The sequence below is a fragment of the Longimicrobiaceae bacterium genome (assembly GCA_036375715.1).
Lineage (GTDB): Bacteria > Gemmatimonadota > Gemmatimonadetes > Longimicrobiales > Longimicrobiaceae > DASVBS01.
Map to the genome: position 1 here is coordinate 22594 of DASVBS010000042.1, position 15484 is coordinate 38077.

Below are 15484 nucleotides of genomic sequence, written 5' to 3' on the forward strand. Positions count from 1 at the left end.
GACCGTGGGCATGTTTGCTGCTGATCCTCATACGCCGTCAGCGACGCCGGCATGGACCTGCCCGCCGCACGTCGCCCGACCGGTCGGCTAACCGCGAGCAGCCGCGCAATACCGGCTGGTGCCGCCGCGGCGACGCTCATGCCCCGGAGCGCTACGATCAATCCCAGGATCCTCTGTCTCTGCGCTTTCGTCCTCTCCCTCGGGTGCGGAGAGGGCGGGCCGGAGGCACCAGCGCAGCGGGCCGCGGCGACGCGGAATCCCTCCGCCAGCCCGGCTTCCGTTCCCCTGGATTCCACGCCCCCCGGCGAGTGGCGCGTCCCCGCCCGTGACTACGCCAGCACCCGCTTCGCTCCTCTCGACCAGATCAATCGCGAGAACGTCGCCTCCCTGCGTCCGGCCTGGACGTTCTCGACCGGAGTGCTCCGCGGCCACGAGGCGGCACCTATCGTGGTCGGCAGCACGATGTACCTCGTCACTCCCTTCCCGAACTACCTGTACGCCATAGACCTGAATCAAGCAGGGCGCGTGTTGTGGAGATATCGACCTCCCCTGCAGCGCGCTGCTCAGGGGGTGGCGTGCTGCGACGTGGTGAATCGGGGCGCAGCGTATTTCGACACGAAGGTGTTCTTCAACACCCTGGACAATCAGACGGTAGCCGTCGACGCGACGACGGGACAGGAGGTGTGGAGGACGCGCCTGGGCAGCATCAACGTCGGCGAGACCATCACCATGGCGCCGCTGGTGGTGAAGGGAAAGGTCCTGGTCGGCAACAGCGGTGGAGAGATGGGCGTGCGCGGCTGGCTCACCGCCCTCGACGCGCAAACGGGTGAGGTGGTGTGGCGGGCGTACAGTACAGGACCGGACGAGGACGCGCTGATCGGCCCGGAGTTCCAGCCCTACTACGCCCAGGATCGCGGGGAGGACCTCGGTGTCACCACCTGGCCGCCCGATGCCTGGCGACAGGGCGGGGGAACGGTCTGGGGGTGGATCTCCTACGACTCCGAGCTCGACCTCGTCTATTACGGAACCGGCAACCCCGGACCATGGAACCCCGACCAACGCCCGGGAGCCAATAAGTGGACGGCTGGAATCTTCGCCCGCGACCCGGACACCGGGGCGGCGCGCTGGTTCTATCAGTTCACCCCGCACGACCTGCACGACTACGACGCCGTCAACGAGAATATCCTACTCGACCTGACGATCGGTGGCGCTCCCCGCCGCGTCATCGTTCGACCCGAGCGCAACGGCTACATCTACGTGCTCGACCGGGCGACGGGCGAGCTGATCTCCGCGGACCCCTTTGTCCACATCAACTCGTCGCTCGGGGTGGATTCGGTCACCGGCGAGTACATCCCCAACCCCCAAAAGGAGCCAGTTCTCGGAAAGGTCGTTTACGACATCTGCCCCGCGTCGCCGGGTGCGAAGGATTGGCAACCCTCCGCCTTCTCGCCGCGCACCGGTCTGCTCTACATCCCGCACAACAATCTCTGCATGGATGTGCAGAGCGTCGAGGCGAACTACATCGCCGGCACCCCATACGTCGGCGCCAACGTGATCATGAAGCCCGGACCCGGAGGGCATCGGGGCGAGTTCACCGCCTGGGATCCGGTCGCGCGGAGGCCGGTCTGGAAGATCCGCGAGCACTTTCCCACATGGAGCGGTGCGTTGGCGACGGCCGGCGATCTCGTCTTCTACGGTACTATGGACGGCTGGTTCAAGGCCGTCGATGCGCTCTCCGGCGACCTCCTCTGGAGCTTCAAGACCGAATCGGGGATCATCGGTCAGCCGATCTCCTATCTCGGACCCGACGGCAAGCAGTTCGTGGCGATCCTCTCGGGGGTCGGCGGCTGGTCCGGCGCGATCGTCGCCGCGGGGCTCAGCCCCGAAGACTCCACCGCGGCGCTCGGGTTCGTGGGCGCGATGGGCGACCTCCCCCAGCATACGCAGCGCGGGGGAACCCTCTACGTCTTCTCCCTGCCGTGAACCGCCCCCCGCTCCTCCGCCGCGGATGCCAGAGCCCATCGAAGCCGGGGCTCGTCCTCGCCTTGCTGCTCGCGGCTGGGGCTTGTGCGGGCTCGAGGGCGGAGCCCTCGCGGACGCTGCGGGTTTGTGCGGACCCCAACAACCTTCCGTTCTCGAACCAGCGGGGCGAGGGTTTCGAGAACCGCCTCGCGGAGCTCCTGGCACGCGAGATGGGCGCCGAGCTGCGCTACACGTGGTGGGCGCAACGCAGGGGCTTCATCCGCAACACGTTGCGCGCCGGCGAATGCGATCTGGTGATGGGGATCCCCAGCAGCTTCGAGCTGGCGCTCGCCACCGAGCCGTACTACCGCTCCACTTACGTCTTCGTCTACCGATCCGACGCCGGCTTTGCCGTCCGCTCCTTCGACGATCCCATTTTGCGGGATGTGAGGATCGGGGTGCATCTGATCGGTGACGACGGGGCGAATGCCCCGCCCGCCCACGCCCTGGGCAAGCGCGGGATCGTCGGCAACGTGGTCGGCTATACCGTCTACGGCGATTACGCGCTCCCAGATCCTCCCGCGCGGATCATCGACGCGGTCGCAGCCGGAGAGATCGACGTCGCGATCGTGTGGGGCCCCCTCGCCGGCTATTTCGCGCCGCGCGCAGCTGCCCCGCTCGAGGTAGTGCCCGTCGCGCCGCAAATCGATCCGCCTTACCTCCCTTTCGTCTTCGACATCGCGATGGGGGTGAACCGCAGCGATCCTCTTCTGAAGGTGGAGGTCGAGTCGATCCTTCACCGTCGCTCAACGGAGGTGGATTCGATTCTCACAGCGTACGGCGTTCCCCGACTCGACCGAGGCTGGCGGGGCACCATCGCCTCGGGAGGCACCACCCCATGAGCTCCGTCGCCGATTGTGGAGGCGGCGGGGGCGCCGGCAGGGCGCGCTCAGGGGCGGTAGCCCTTCTCCTTCTTGGCGTGCTCGCGGCGTGTGAGCGCGAGCGTAGGGTCTACCGTGAGGTGCCTCCGGGAGCGACCGCTTTTCCGGCAGTGCAGACGGGTGAGCTGCAGGCCGGGCCGCCGACGGCCGACCCAACCGCAGGGGCATACCAGGAGAACCGTTGGGCCGTCTCGCAGGGGCAGATCCTGTTCACGCAATTCAACTGTGCCGGCTGCCACTCCGCGGGAGGCGGGGGTGGGATGGGGCCGCCGCTCAACGATCCCGAATGGATCTACGGGAGCGACCCCGAGAACATCTTTGCCACCGTGGTGGAGGGTCGGCCAAACGGGATGCCCTCCTTCCGCGGTCGGATCGGGAACGCCCAGGTCTGGCAACTGGTCGCCTACGTGCGCACGCTCGGAGGCCTGACGGCCAAGGATACCTGGCCCGCCCGCGCCGATGCGATGGACGAGGTCGGGCCGGAGCCCGACCCGATGCCGCGGGGTGCTCTGTGATCCCGAACCCACCTGCGGGTGGGGAAGCGCGCGGAACGCTCAGGCGACAAGCGCCGACCTCATCCGGCCACTGGACGGAATATCGCCGCTGGCAGGCACGACGCCGCCAGGGTGTGCTCGCGTCTCCGGCGTCTAACCCTCCCGACCATCGGCGAACGCGGCCGCGACGCAGTGCCTGCATTCCATGGTCACTCCGGCTCGCGAGCGTCGGACTCTGCCTGCTCTGCGCCTGCGACTCGCCGATGAGCGCCGCCGACCCTGCCGGGCCCCAGGCCGATCGCATCTGGGACCTCGGTCTGCTCTTCATCACCCTCGGGTCGGTAGTGTACGCGGTGGTGATCGGCTTCCTGCTCTACGCTCTCTGGCAGGGAGGCCGCAGAGTGGAGAGCGTGGGAGGTCCTGCGGTGGAGCACGGCCTCACACAGTGGGTCGCCGGCGCGATCGTCGTGACCACCGTCCTCCTCCTCGGACTGTTGGTGGCGAACCTGGCGGTTGGTCGGGCCACGGCCGAGTTCGCCCAGCCTGGCGCGCTCACCATCCGCGTCACCGGTCACCAGTGGTGGTGGGAGATCGAGTACGCGGATCCCGAGCCTTCGCGGCGGGTCGTGACCGCCAACGAGATCCACATCCCGGTAGGACGCCAGGTCAGGGTCGAGGTCTCCTCCCGTGACGTCATCCACTCCTTCTGGGTCCCCAACCTTCACGGCAAGCTCGACCTCACGCCCGGCTACCGGGCCTCGACTGTACTACGTGCGGATCGGCCCGGGGTCTATCACGGCCGCTGCGCCGAGTTCTGCGGGCTGCAGCACGCTCGCATGGATTTTCGGGTGATCGCCGAATCTCCGGGGAGGTTTGCGGCCTGGTACGAGGGTCAGTTGCGCCCGGGCAGAGCGCCCGCCACCACGCTCGAGCAGCAGGGGCAGCAGGTGTTCCTCTCCCGGGGCTGCGTCCTCTGCCACACCGTGCGCGGCAGCGCGGCGGGAAGCCGCGTGGGACCGGACCTCACCCATCTCGCGAGCCGCGGTACGATCGCCGCAGGCACACTCCCGAACACCCGCGGTCACCTGGCGGGCTGGGTGCTCGACCCGCAATCGATCAAGCCCGGCGTGCTCATGCCGCCCAACCAGCTAGCCGCCAACGAGTTGCGCGCGCTGCTGGCCTACCTGCAGAGCCTGAACTGAAGCGGAGCGGGCGGTGGTCACCATCGAAGACGCGCTGACCGAACAACCCCTCGACCCGGGGGAGCGGGAGAAGCTGGAGCGGACCTGGCAACCGTGCCCCGGCTTCCGGGGGTGGCTGACCTCGGTCGACCACAAATCGGTCGGCAAGCGATACGTCGCTACCGCCTTCCTCTTCTTCCTGCTCGGAGGACTCGAAGCGTCCGCGATTCGCCTTCAGCTCGCCCGGCCCGAGAACCGGCTACTCGATCCCGATCAGTACAACCAGATCTTCACCATGCACGGCACGACGATGATGTTCCTCTTCGGCGTGCCGGTGGTCCTCGCCTCCGCCACCTACCTGATCCCGCTGATGGTGGGGACGCGGAACATCTCCTATCCCCGCTTGAACGCCTTCGGCTACTGGGTCTACCTGATCGGCGGGCTCTTTCTCTACAGCGGCTTCATCCTCAACACGGGTCCGGATTCCGGCTGGTTCAGCTATGTGCCGCTGGCGGGGCCGGAGTACTCGCCCGGAAAGCGCATGGACGTCTGGGCTCAGACGGTCACCTTCACCGAGATCGCGGCGATCATTGCCGGCATCGAGCTGATCGTCACCATCCTGAAGCAGCGCGCGCCCGGCATGTCTCTCCACCGGATGCCGCTTTACGTCTGGGCGATCCTGGTGACCTCCTTTGTAGTCCTCTTCGCAATGCCCTCGGTGGCGCTCGCCAGCCAGATGCTGGCCTTCGACCGGCTGGTGGGAACCCACTTCTTCAACCCGGCCGAAGGGGGCGATCCCTTCCTCTGGCAGCATCTCTTCTGGTTCTTCGGGCATCCCGAGGTCTACATCATGTTCCTGCCCGCGGCGGGCTTCGCCTCGGAAATCATCCCGGTCTTCGCCAGGCGGAAGATGTTTGGCCACACCGCGGTGGTGCTGGCGCTGGTGGCCACCGGCTTCATCAGTTTCGGCCTGTGGGTGCACCACATGTTCGCCACCGGCCTGCCGCAGCTCTCCCAGAGCTTCTTCACCGCGGCCAGCCTGATGATCGCCATACCGAGCGGCGTCCAAGTGTTCTGCTGGATTGCGACGCTGTGGGCGGGACGGCCGCGCTTCGATACGCCGCTGCTCTTCGTCCTCGGGTTCATCGCGCTGTTCGTGCTGGGAGGAATCACCGGCGTGATGGTCGGGTCGGTCCCCTTCGACCAGCAGGTGCACGACACCTACTTCGTCGTCGCGCATCTCCACTACGTGCAGGTGGGAGCGTTCGTCTTCCCGCTCTTCGCCGCCTTCTACTTCTGGTTCCCGAAGGTGACCGGCCGCATGCTCTCGGAGAGGGCAGGGAAGTGGAACTTCTGGCTCTTCTTCCTGGGAGTGAACATCACCTTCTTCCCCATGCACTTCCTGGGGATGATGGGGATGACTCGCCGGATCTACACCTATCTGCCGGAGACCGGCTGGGGTGATCTGAACCTGCTGGCGACGGCGGGCGCGATGCTGATCGCGGCCAGCGTGGTGGTCTTCCTCGGCAACATCGCGTGGTCTCTGCGGCGCGGGGGCCTCGCGGGTGAGAACCCGTGGGATGCGCACACGCTCGAATGGGCAACCTCATCGCCGCCACCCCCGTACAACTTCACCCACCTCCCGGTAGTGGAGGGGCTCTATCCCGTCTGGGAGCGGAGCGCCGAACGGCCGGTAGTCACCGGGCTGAGTGCCGAGCGACGCGAGATCCTGGTGACCACCGTGCTCGACGCGGAGCCGGACTCACGCCACGAGAACCCCGGCCCGTCGATCTGGCCGCTGCTCTCCGCTCTCCCGGTCGGAGTCACCTTCATCGGCGGGATCTTTACTCCCTGGGCATTCGTCATCGGTCCCGCCCTGATGCTGCCGGCCCTGATCGGTTGGGGATGGCCGCAGGCCATTCCACCAGATGATCGCTCGATCGAGGAGGTGGCTGCGTGAGCGAGGTGCGCAGAGTCCACGACGTCTCGGGCGTGCCCACGCATGCCTTCAGTCACCATAACCTCGTGTGGTGGGGAACGGTCGGCTTCATCGTCGTCGAAGGGTTTACCCTCTTCCTGATGATGGCGAGCTACCTGTACCTGCGCCTGAACGAGCTCGACTGGCCGCCCGGCGACACTCGACTTCCCGAGCTGCTGATCCCCACGATCAACACCCTTCTTCTCTTGGTCACCATCGTACCGATGGCAAAGGCCAGCCACGCGGCGCACCACTCCGATCGCCTCGCGGTGGCCCGCTGGCTATGGCTCGCGACGGCGCTGTCGGCCGTCTCCTCGGTGCTCCGGGTGTTCGAGCTGCGCGGATTGAACGTGCGCTGGGACTCCAACGCGTACGGCTCGGCCGCCTGGGGCCTCCTGATCCTGCACACCACTCTTCTGGTCGTAGACCTCTTCGAGACCGGCGCCTTCGCGGTGCTCTTTCAGCTGGGGCATGCGCAGCGGAAGCACTTTCCCGACGTCTCCGATGCGGCCGATTACCAGTATTACCTGTCCGTCATCTATGTCCCGATCTACCTGATCCTTTTCTGGGGTCCACGCCTGCTCTAGAGGACGCGCATGGAAGTTCAGGCGACCAGGCCCGGACGAGAATATTCGGAGCCGGAGGGAATCCTCCGGCTGTGGACGGCAATGCTGGCGGGCCCACTCGCCTGGGCCGCCGGCCTCGGGCTTGACTACACGCTGGTGATCGTCGCGTGCGAATCTGGAAACAACGCCTGGCTGCACCTGGTGAGCCTCGTGACGCTGGGCGCAGCGGGAGCGGGTGCGTGGCTCGCCTACCGGCAGTGGCGTCGGCTGGGCGGTGGCGTGCCCGGCGAGAGAGCGGGGCGGATCGAGAGAAGCCGGTTCATGGCCGCGCTCGGAGTGATGTCGGGCGTGTTCTTCTCGCTCGTGATCATTGCGCAGTGGACGGCGAGCTTCGTCCTTCACCCCTGTATGGGGATATGATCGGCGGGTTGCGCGGTGTCGCGGCCCGGAGATCGACCCATCTGGCGCTGGGAGGGGTGCTCCTGCTAGGCGTGTCGGCGTGCGGTCTGGATGCCTCGGATACGAGCTGGCAGGAAGCCGCTGCGCTGACCGGGGGCGACCCGCGGGTCGGCCGCGTCCTCATTCGCGACTACGGCTGTGGCTCCTGCCACACGGTGCCCGGAGTCGCGGGCGCCGACGCGCGGGTCGGGCCGCCCCTGACCGGCCTTTCTCAGCGGATGTACATCGCGGGGGTACTCCCCAACGAGCCGAACAACTTGGTACGATGGATTGTGGACCCTCCCGCCGTCGATTCGCTCACCGCCATGCCGCGGGTCGGCGTCAGCGAGCAGGAAGCCCGCGACATTGCTGCCTACCTGTACGGGATGGATTAGGGTGATGACGAGCAAAGGCAATCTATACCACGAGATCCCTGCATCTCTGCCGGAGGAGCATGTCACCATCGTCGCTCGCGGCGAAGACGTTCGTGTCGAACGGATCGTGTCGCGTGGGCACCGAAGCCCCGACGGGTTCTGGTACGACCAAGCGAAGCACGAATGGGTCGCCGTGATCGCAGGGAGAGCGAGACTCCGCTTCGACGATGGTGCGGACCTGGAGCTGGGACCGGGCGACCACGTCACCATCCCGGCCCACCGGCGCCATCGTGTGGAGTGGACCGATCCGGAGCAGGAAACGATCTGGCTGGCGGTCTTCTATCGGGAGGCGGGCTGACGATCACGGATGCCGCCAGTCACAAGCGGGAACGGACTTCGCATCGGCGCGTCGGTGGTTCAGGTCCAGCCATCGAACGGATCGATCTTTTGCACCCCGTCTTACCGCGCTTGGGCGAATCGGCACCTTCATGATCACATCTGGACGCCCGGGAAGCGGGCGATGGGTGAGGGACTGAGATCGTGACGCGACGGCTCCTTTCCTGGCGCTGGGCCTCCGACCTGTTGCAGCCGCCGCCTCCCACGGGTACGCCCACGCCGATCCCCATATCTCCGCGGACGCGAAACGTCCTGTGGCTGGTGGGATTGGGGCTGCTGCTCCTGCTGCTGTACCGGGTCCCCAGCCTGGTGACGCTGATGCTCGGGGGTGGTGCGCTGGCACTGGTCCTCTCCTTCCCGGTGCGGCTCCTCACCTACGTAATGCCGCGTGGGCTCGCCATCTTCACGTCCTTCGTGCTGACGCTCGGAGGATTGGTGCTGGCGGTGGTGGTGATCGTGCCAATCCTCACGACCCAGCTGAGGGCGCTGGTCGATCAGCTCCCGCGCATCGCCGAGGAGCTGGATGAGCGACTCCCCTCCCTGCTCGAGCCGTTCGAACGGCGGGGGCTACTGCCGGGCACGCCCCGGGAGTTCATCGCCAACCTGGAGCGGGAGTTCTTCCAGTTCATCGAGTCGGTGGGCGGGCGGATCCTGGGGGGACTGGGGGGCGTGCTCTCCAGCGCCTTCACCACGCTGATCATGCTCTTCGGGATCGTGTTCATCAGCGTGTACCTGCTGCTGGATGCGCGTCGTCTGCAGGCAACTTTCCTGCGCGCCGCTCCCCACCGCTACCGGCGGGACGCGCTCGACCTCTGGAACGCCTTCAGCTTCACCCTGTCGCGCTACCTGGGCGGGCTCGGCATCTCGCTGCTGATCCAGGGGATACTCTCGGCTGCGGCGCTCTACCTGCTGGGGGTGCCCTACGCGGTACTGCTGGGGGCGTGGGTCGCGGTGACGGCGATCATACCGTACCTGGGCGCCTGGCTCGGGTCGATCCCCGCGGTGCTGCTCGCGCTCTCGGTCTCACCCACGACCGCGCTCCTCACGGCCGCTCTCTTCGTCGCGATCCAGCAGTTCGAGAGCAATCTGCTGACGCCTCAGATCCAGAGTCAGGCGGTACGAGTGCACCCCATACTGGTGCTGCTGGCAGTAATTGCCGGGGGAGACCTCGCCGGACTTCCAGGGGTGATCTTCGCCGTTCCGGTGCTGGCGGCCCTGCGCGTGCTCTTCGACTTCTTCCGGGCAAGGTTGCGCACCTCACCGCTTACGCCGGTCCGGCACATGCCACCCCGAGCGCATCCGGTTACGCCGCCGTCAGGAGGAGGGGAAGCCCACGGGTGACCACCAGCGTGTGCTCGTAGTGCGCGGTGAGGCTCCCATCCGTGCTGGAAAGAGTCCAGCCGTCGGCAGCCGTCCGCGTCTTGCGCGACCCGGCCGAGATGATCGGCTCGAGGGCGATCACCAACCCTTCCGTCAAGCGGGTTCGCTCGCGCGGATCATAGTAGTTCGCCACGCTTGGGCTCTCGTGGATGCTGCGCCCGATGCCGTGGCCGCAGAGATCGCGCAGTACGTGGAATCCGTGGCGCTCCACCTCCGCCTCCACCTTGCCTCCCACCACCGCGAGCCTCTCTCCGGCTCGCACCGCCCGAAGACCGCTGTGGAACGCCGCCTCGGCACAGCTCATCAGGCGCTGCCCGAGCTCCGGCACCGGCGGCACCCCCACCGTGACGGCGGCGTCGGCGAAGTAGCCATCGAGCTCGACGGTGACGTCGAGGGTCACGAGGTCGCCCTTCTCCAGGCGACGCGGCCCCGGCACCCCATGCACCGCCTCGTCGTTTACGCTGATGCAGGTGGTCCCGGGGAAATCGTAGACCAGGTTCGGAGCGGAGCGCGCCCCGTGCTCGCGCAGAACCCGGGCCGCCACGTCGTCCAGCTCCTCGGTGGTGATCCCTTCCCGCACGGCCTCGCGCATCGCGCGAATGGTGGTGGCGACGACCCGCCCGGCGCGGCGCATCCCTTCGAGATCCTGCTCGTTGTCGATCGACACGATGACTTTCGCTGCTGGTGGGCCTTGCCCTGCGGCGATGCGCACTCGGCAGCGCGCACGGTAAGGACGCGAATTGCGCAATGATACGCCCGCTCGCGCACTCAGATCCAGAGTTTTGCCGTCCCCTCGCGTCGCCGACCGGTGCTGATCATCCCGGTCGAGGCGCTCCCATCCTGAGGTCAGGCGCCGCAGATGCCCGGGCGACGCGCTGATCCCTGGTGAGGCGCTATCGATCCCGGGCGAGCCGGGCGTCAATCTCTCCGCTGATTCGAGCTCGGGCCTTCGGGTCCTGTCCCGCCTTCCTCAAGTGCGCGGCAGCAGCCGCATCCCTTCCCGTGAAGCAGGATGCGTTGCCGCTCCGGCGAATCGATGAACTGATCCTGAACGCGGCTGCCGCTCGCCAGGGCCGCATCGAGCGGCGAGCCGTGGCGATAACCCCGGCGCTCGAGCTCGGCCACCAGCCTTTCGTGCCGCTCGTAGAGCGCGGCGAGCTTGCCTTCCCAGCGGCGCGTCTCCGGGTGGGCGCTGTAGCCGCGCTTCCCCTGCGTCAGGATGTTCCAGAGCCCGTGCAGCTCGCGGTGCTCACCCAGCAGATGGGCCCGGCACAGCTGCTCCGGCGGCAAGTCCCAGATTCGCATTGCATCCCCTATCTCGCCAAGCCGACGCCGCTCGGCCAGGTGCAGGAAGAGTTGGACGCCGTCGTCCCGGGGACGCCGAAGGTTCCAACTCCGCCAACCGCGTCGGATCGAGGGCAAAGAAAAAGGGCCCGGGAGGGCCCCAAGAGGAGGGGCCGGAGAGATCCTCCGGCCCCTTTGTTCTCAGCCGGCTCCAACCCCGGCCTCGATCTCCTGCCGTTCCGTCATTTCGTGCCGATCAGAACCGCCGCGAATCTCGATCTTGCGGCGACGCGCCCGCTCGCTCTTGGGGATCACGACGCGAAGGACGCCATTCTCGAAGGTGGCTTCGATGTTGTCCTGCTCGACATCGCGCGGCAGCACGAACGAGCGGCTGAACTGGCCGTAACGGCGCTCCGAGAGGTGCCAGCGATGCTTCTCGTCGCTCTCCTCCCTGTCCTGACGCTTCTCACCGCTGATGGTGAGGATGTTGTTCTCCAGCCCTATGTCGATGTCCTCGGGCTTCATGCCCGGCATCTCGAGATGAACCTGGATGTCCCGCTCCGTCTCGATCACATCGGCCACCGGAGCGCGCAGGAGATCGGATACCCGCGTGCCCCCGAACGGGCGGCTGAAGAACTCGTCGAAGAACTGGGTAAAGAGATCGCCAGACGGCCGGTATGGAGTGATTGCCATGGGTACCTCCTTGAACAACTAAAGCAATCCTCGGGCTCGTCTCCGAAGCCCCTACGAGCGCTGGCTTTCTGGCGCAACCACCATGCCATCGATCAACCCGAAATTGGCCCGCTGGCGGCAGTCTTAACTGCCATAATTGCAATCAGATAAGCCTATTTTGCAGACGCCGGCTCGAGGGGCTTCCCAGACCCTCTGGGCATCCGCTTCCGCGCCTGCGCGACCCGACTCTACTTACTCTCGCCGGAGGCCCACCGCCGCCACCTGCCGGGACGCTCTACGCGCGGGCAGGAACCCCCCTACGATCCCCATCAGCACGGCGAAGCCGAGGCCGAGCAGCAGGATCTGCGGAGTGATGCGGAAGGCGAAGGTCATCTCCCCGAAGGTCTGCCAGTTGGTCGTGCTGGTCCGGATGCCGTTGATAGGCAGGGAGAGCAGGCATCCCAACACGCCGCCCACCAGCGCCAGCAGGATCGCCTCGATCATGAAGGAGCTCAACACGCTCCCGGGCCGGAAGCCCAGCGTCTGCAGCAGCGCGATCTCGCGCCCGCGAGACGCGACCATCGCGTCCATGGTGTTGATCGCGCCGAAGACGGCGCCGACCGACATGATGGAGGTGACGAAGATGGCAATGAAGCGGAGAATGTTGCTCAACATCTCCGACTGTTCGGCGTAGAACTCCGATTCCCGCTTCACCTGGACCTGCAGTCGGGGGTCTCCTTCGATACGAGCCTTCGCCGTCTCGAAGCTGGCCGGGTCGGCCAGCTTCAACGTCATCGACTGGTAGACCGGTCCGCGGAAGACCGGCATCAAGGTCTCGGCATCGCCCCAGACCTCGGATTCGAAGGCGCCGCCGCCAGCCTCGAAGTGGCCCACCACGGTGAAGTCCTGCTGTCCGAAGCGCAGCTTGTCGCCGATCTCGACGTTCTGCATGCGCCCGACGAGGCCTCTGCCGACGACCACCTCGGCGCGTCCGGGCTCGAACATCCGCCCCTCCACGATGCGGAACTCTTCCCGCACCCGAGGCGCGTCGGGGCCTACGCCGCGGACGGGCATGTTGGTCTCGCTGCCGTTCAGCCGGGGCTTCGAGAGGACCACGAAGACGTCCGCGGTGGAGTAGGTGAAGTCAGGGAAGGCCGCCAGGATCTGAGCCGTCTCCCGGTCGATCCCGCTGGAGATCTCCGCGTCCGCCCCTTCGCGCAGGATGAGCACGTTGTCGGGGCTTCCGGTGGAGATCATCGCCGAGCGGAAGCCGTTCGCCAGCGCGAGCATGCCCACGAAGGTCACCACCACCAGCGCGATGCCGATGGCGGTGGCCAGCGTCGTGGCGGGCCGGTTGAGCATGCTCCGCACGTTGTAGATGAAGGGGATCTTCATGCGACGTACCTCAGCGCATCGACCACGCGCAGGCGCGCGGACTGGATGGCCGGAATCAGGCCGCTGACCAGACCGATCAGGATGGCGATGATCCCGCTGAGTGCCATGGTCTCCGGCCGAACCCGAATGCCGGGGAGGAACCCACCCGCATCGAATCCCATCACGTTGAAGACCCACATCGCGCCTCCCAGACCCACCAGCAGCCCGAGCAGGGCGATCACGAGCGCTTCCGTCACCACCATTCCGGCTACGCTCCCGTCCGTGAACCCCAGCGACTTCAGCACGGCGATCTCGTTGAAGCGCTCACGCGCCGACATGGCCATGGTATTGGCCGCCACCAGCAGGATGGCGAAGACCACGGCGGTGCCGATGGCGTTGAGGAAGAAGCCGATGTTGCCGTACAGCCCCACGAAGGAGAGGTTGAACGCCCTCTCCGTCTGCGAACGGGTGGGCGCCGCCGAGTTCTCGTAGAAGGAGTCGATGGTGGAGGCCACCTGCGGTGCGAGTTGCGGGTCGGTCAGCCCGACGACGTACCAGCCCACGAACCCCTCCTCCGCTCCCTGCGCCCGCGCGATCTCCTCGAGGTAGCGGTGGTGGAAGAGGAACGTGCCCTCGTCGAAGCCGCGGCGGCCCGCCTCGTACACCCCGCGGATGGTGAAGCGATGCTCGCCCGGATAGATCGTCCCCTGCAGCGTCACGGTCTGTCCGACCTGCCAGCCGAAGCGCTCCATCAGCCGCACGCCCACCAGCGCGCCGGTGCGGTCCGCCAGGAAGGCCTCGCGGTGTTCCGGCGAGACTACCAGCTCGGGATAGAGGGACAGGTAGCTCTCCGGATCCACGGCGAAGTTGGCGAAGAAATTCCGCGGATCCTGGTAGACTCCACCGAACCAGGAGGAGTAGCTGATCTGCTGCACCCCATCCACGGACTGGATCCGACTTGCGTAGGCAAGGGGCAGCGGGAAGACGATGCCCAGCTTGCTTCCCACGATCAGGCGGGACTCGCTGCCGACCTCGCCGGCCGTCTGCAGTGCCCGCAGCACGGTCTGCAGGGTCACGAAGAGGAAGAGGGCGACCCCCAGGCCGAGGATGGTGAGGATCGTCCGGCGCAGTCGTCGGCGCAGGTTGGCGCCTACCAGGGTCGCGCGGGTCATCGGGCCACGAGCGGCGTTTCCGACTCGCCCGCCGCCTCGAGCAGCGCCCCCTTCTCGAGGTGCAGCGTGCGCCCGGCCCGCTTGGCCGCCTGCGGATCGTGCGTGACCATGACGATCGTCTTCTTGAACTCGGCGTTCAGCCGTTCGAGCAGGTCCAGGATCTCCGCCGCGGAGCGCGCATCGAGGTCACCGGTCGGCTCGTCCGCCAGGATGAGCGTGGGGTCGGTGGCGATGGCGCGGGCGATCCCCACGCGCTGTTCCTGTCCCCCCGAGAGCTGGCGAGGATAGTGGTTCATCCTCTCCTCCAGCCCCACGATCCGCAGCGCACGCTGCGCCTGCTCCTTCCGCTGCTTGCGGTTGAGCGGAGTGAGGAGCAGCGGCAGCTCCACGTTCTGCAGCGCGGTGAGGACCGGAATCAGGTTGTAGAGCTGGAAGATGAAGCCGACGTGGCGGGCTCTCCACGCCGCAAGCTGCTTTGGCTTCAGCCGCGTGATGTCCTCACCGGCGACGATGATGCTCCCCGAGGTCGGGACGTCGAGGCCGGCCAGCAGGTTGAGGAGCGTGCTCTTGCCGCTGCCGGAGGGACCCATCAGTGCGAGGAACTCCCCCTCGGCGATGGTGAGATCGAGGTTCTCCAGCACCGGCACGACCACCGTGTCTCGACGATAGGTTTTGCTGACCTGCCGAACCTCTACCAAAGGAGTCATGCTCCCTCCCGGGTGCCATTGGCTTCGACGACGCGCACCTGCGCGCCGTCTTCCAGGTTTGCCGGGGGATCGAGGACCACGCGTTCGCCCCCTTTCAGCCCCGACCGGATCTCCCGCTCGTCCCCGCTCACCGGCCCCGCCTCCACGACCTGGCGGCGGACCCGACCCTCCTCGACGACATACACAACCGACGTCTCTCCTACGCTCCGCACCGCGGCCGCAGGCACGACCACACGGCTCGGGATGGACGCCTGATCCGCCGCGTCCTGATTCTGAAGGAAGACCACGCGCGCCCCCATCTCGGGGAGGATCCGGGCGTCGGCGCTGTCGATTGCCACGCGCACCAGGACGGTCGCTTTCTGCCGGTCCGCGGTAGGCAGGATCTGGCGAACATGGGCGGAGAATCGCTCGCTCGGATAAGCGTCCAGCACGACCTCCGCCGGCTGGGATGGCTGAATGCCGCCGATGTACGCCTCGTTGACGTCGACCTCGACCTCCAGGGTCGACAGGTCGGCCATGGTCACGACCGCCCCGCGGGTGAGCCCACCGCCCACGGAGGGCGCGA

The 15484-nt window shown here is 66.9% G+C and carries 17 protein-coding genes; 10 read left to right on the forward strand and 7 right to left on the reverse strand.

What is annotated here, in order from left to right:
* Positions 1-138 precede the first annotated feature (138 nt).
* The 10 genes from VF167_08330 (at position 139) to VF167_08375 (ending at position 9671) form a co-directional block, all read left to right on the forward strand.
* Entirely contained in the window at positions 139-1983 is a 1845-nt protein-coding gene (locus VF167_08330) for a methanol/ethanol family PQQ-dependent dehydrogenase (GenBank protein ID HEX6925423.1), read from the forward strand.
* Complete coding sequence (locus VF167_08335; protein HEX6925424.1) at positions 1980-2864, forward strand: substrate-binding domain-containing protein; 885 nt, start codon at positions 1980-1982, stop codon at positions 2862-2864. Before VF167_08330 ends, VF167_08335 begins: the two co-directional genes overlap by 4 nt.
* The gene (locus tag VF167_08340) at positions 2861-3418 is read left to right on the forward strand and encodes a cytochrome c (GenBank protein ID HEX6925425.1); all 558 of its coding nucleotides are present in this window, start codon (positions 2861-2863) and stop codon (positions 3416-3418) included. The genes VF167_08335 and VF167_08340 overlap by 4 nt, the downstream gene beginning before the upstream one ends.
* Positions 3419-3660: 242 nt before the next feature.
* Positions 3661-4599 (forward strand): cytochrome c oxidase subunit II, encoded by a 939-nt coding sequence (gene coxB / locus VF167_08345; GenBank protein ID HEX6925426.1) that lies wholly within the window; start codon positions 3661-3663, stop codon positions 4597-4599.
* 13 nt (positions 4600-4612) lie between these two features.
* Complete coding sequence (ctaD, locus tag VF167_08350; GenBank protein ID HEX6925427.1) at positions 4613-6538, forward strand: cytochrome c oxidase subunit I; 1926 nt, start codon at positions 4613-4615, stop codon at positions 6536-6538.
* The gene (locus VF167_08355; protein HEX6925428.1) at positions 6535-7143 is read left to right on the forward strand and encodes a hypothetical protein; all 609 of its coding nucleotides are present in this window, start codon (positions 6535-6537) and stop codon (positions 7141-7143) included. Before ctaD ends, VF167_08355 begins: the two co-directional genes overlap by 4 nt.
* Before the next feature lie 9 nt (positions 7144-7152).
* The gene (locus VF167_08360; GenBank protein ID HEX6925429.1) at positions 7153-7542 is read left to right on the forward strand and encodes a hypothetical protein; all 390 of its coding nucleotides are present in this window, start codon (positions 7153-7155) and stop codon (positions 7540-7542) included.
* Positions 7539-7955, forward strand: a complete 417-nt coding sequence (locus VF167_08365; protein ID HEX6925430.1) for a c-type cytochrome — start codon at positions 7539-7541, stop codon at positions 7953-7955. Before VF167_08360 ends, VF167_08365 begins: the two co-directional genes overlap by 4 nt.
* 4 nt (positions 7956-7959) lie before the next feature.
* Complete coding sequence (locus VF167_08370; GenBank protein HEX6925431.1) at positions 7960-8292, forward strand: cupin domain-containing protein; 333 nt, start codon at positions 7960-7962, stop codon at positions 8290-8292.
* Positions 8293-8474: 182 nt separating this feature from the next.
* A complete protein-coding gene (locus VF167_08375; GenBank protein ID HEX6925432.1) occupies positions 8475-9671 on the forward strand; it encodes an AI-2E family transporter in 1197 nt (398 codons plus the stop codon).
* Here VF167_08375 and map read toward each other — a convergent pair.
* From map to VF167_08410, 7 genes are all read right to left on the reverse strand, one after another.
* Entirely contained in the window at positions 9634-10377 is a 744-nt protein-coding gene (gene map, locus VF167_08380) for a type I methionyl aminopeptidase (GenBank protein ID HEX6925433.1), read from the reverse strand. The genes VF167_08375 and map overlap by 38 nt on opposite strands.
* A gap of 251 nt (positions 10378-10628) precedes the next feature.
* Positions 10629-11015, reverse strand: a complete 387-nt coding sequence (locus VF167_08385) for a pyrimidine dimer DNA glycosylase/endonuclease V (protein ID HEX6925434.1) — start codon at positions 11013-11015, stop codon at positions 10629-10631.
* A gap of 180 nt (positions 11016-11195) precedes the next feature.
* Entirely contained in the window at positions 11196-11687 is a 492-nt protein-coding gene (locus VF167_08390; GenBank protein ID HEX6925435.1) for an Hsp20/alpha crystallin family protein, read from the reverse strand.
* Positions 11688-11918: 231 nt separating this feature from the next.
* On the reverse strand, positions 11919-13061 hold the full coding sequence (locus VF167_08395) for an ABC transporter permease (GenBank protein HEX6925436.1): 1143 nt from the start codon (positions 13059-13061) through the stop codon (positions 11919-11921).
* Positions 13058-14212, reverse strand: coding sequence for an FtsX-like permease family protein (locus tag VF167_08400; GenBank protein HEX6925437.1), 1155 nt, complete (start codon positions 14210-14212; stop codon positions 13058-13060). The genes VF167_08395 and VF167_08400 overlap by 4 nt, the downstream gene beginning before the upstream one ends.
* Complete coding sequence (locus VF167_08405; protein ID HEX6925438.1) at positions 14209-14919, reverse strand: ABC transporter ATP-binding protein; 711 nt, start codon at positions 14917-14919, stop codon at positions 14209-14211. Before VF167_08405 ends, VF167_08400 begins: the two co-directional genes overlap by 4 nt.
* Positions 14916-15484, reverse strand: a 569-nt coding sequence (locus tag VF167_08410) for an efflux RND transporter periplasmic adaptor subunit (protein ID HEX6925439.1), incomplete at its 5' end; no start/stop codon positions are given. The genes VF167_08410 and VF167_08405, both read right to left, overlap by 4 nt.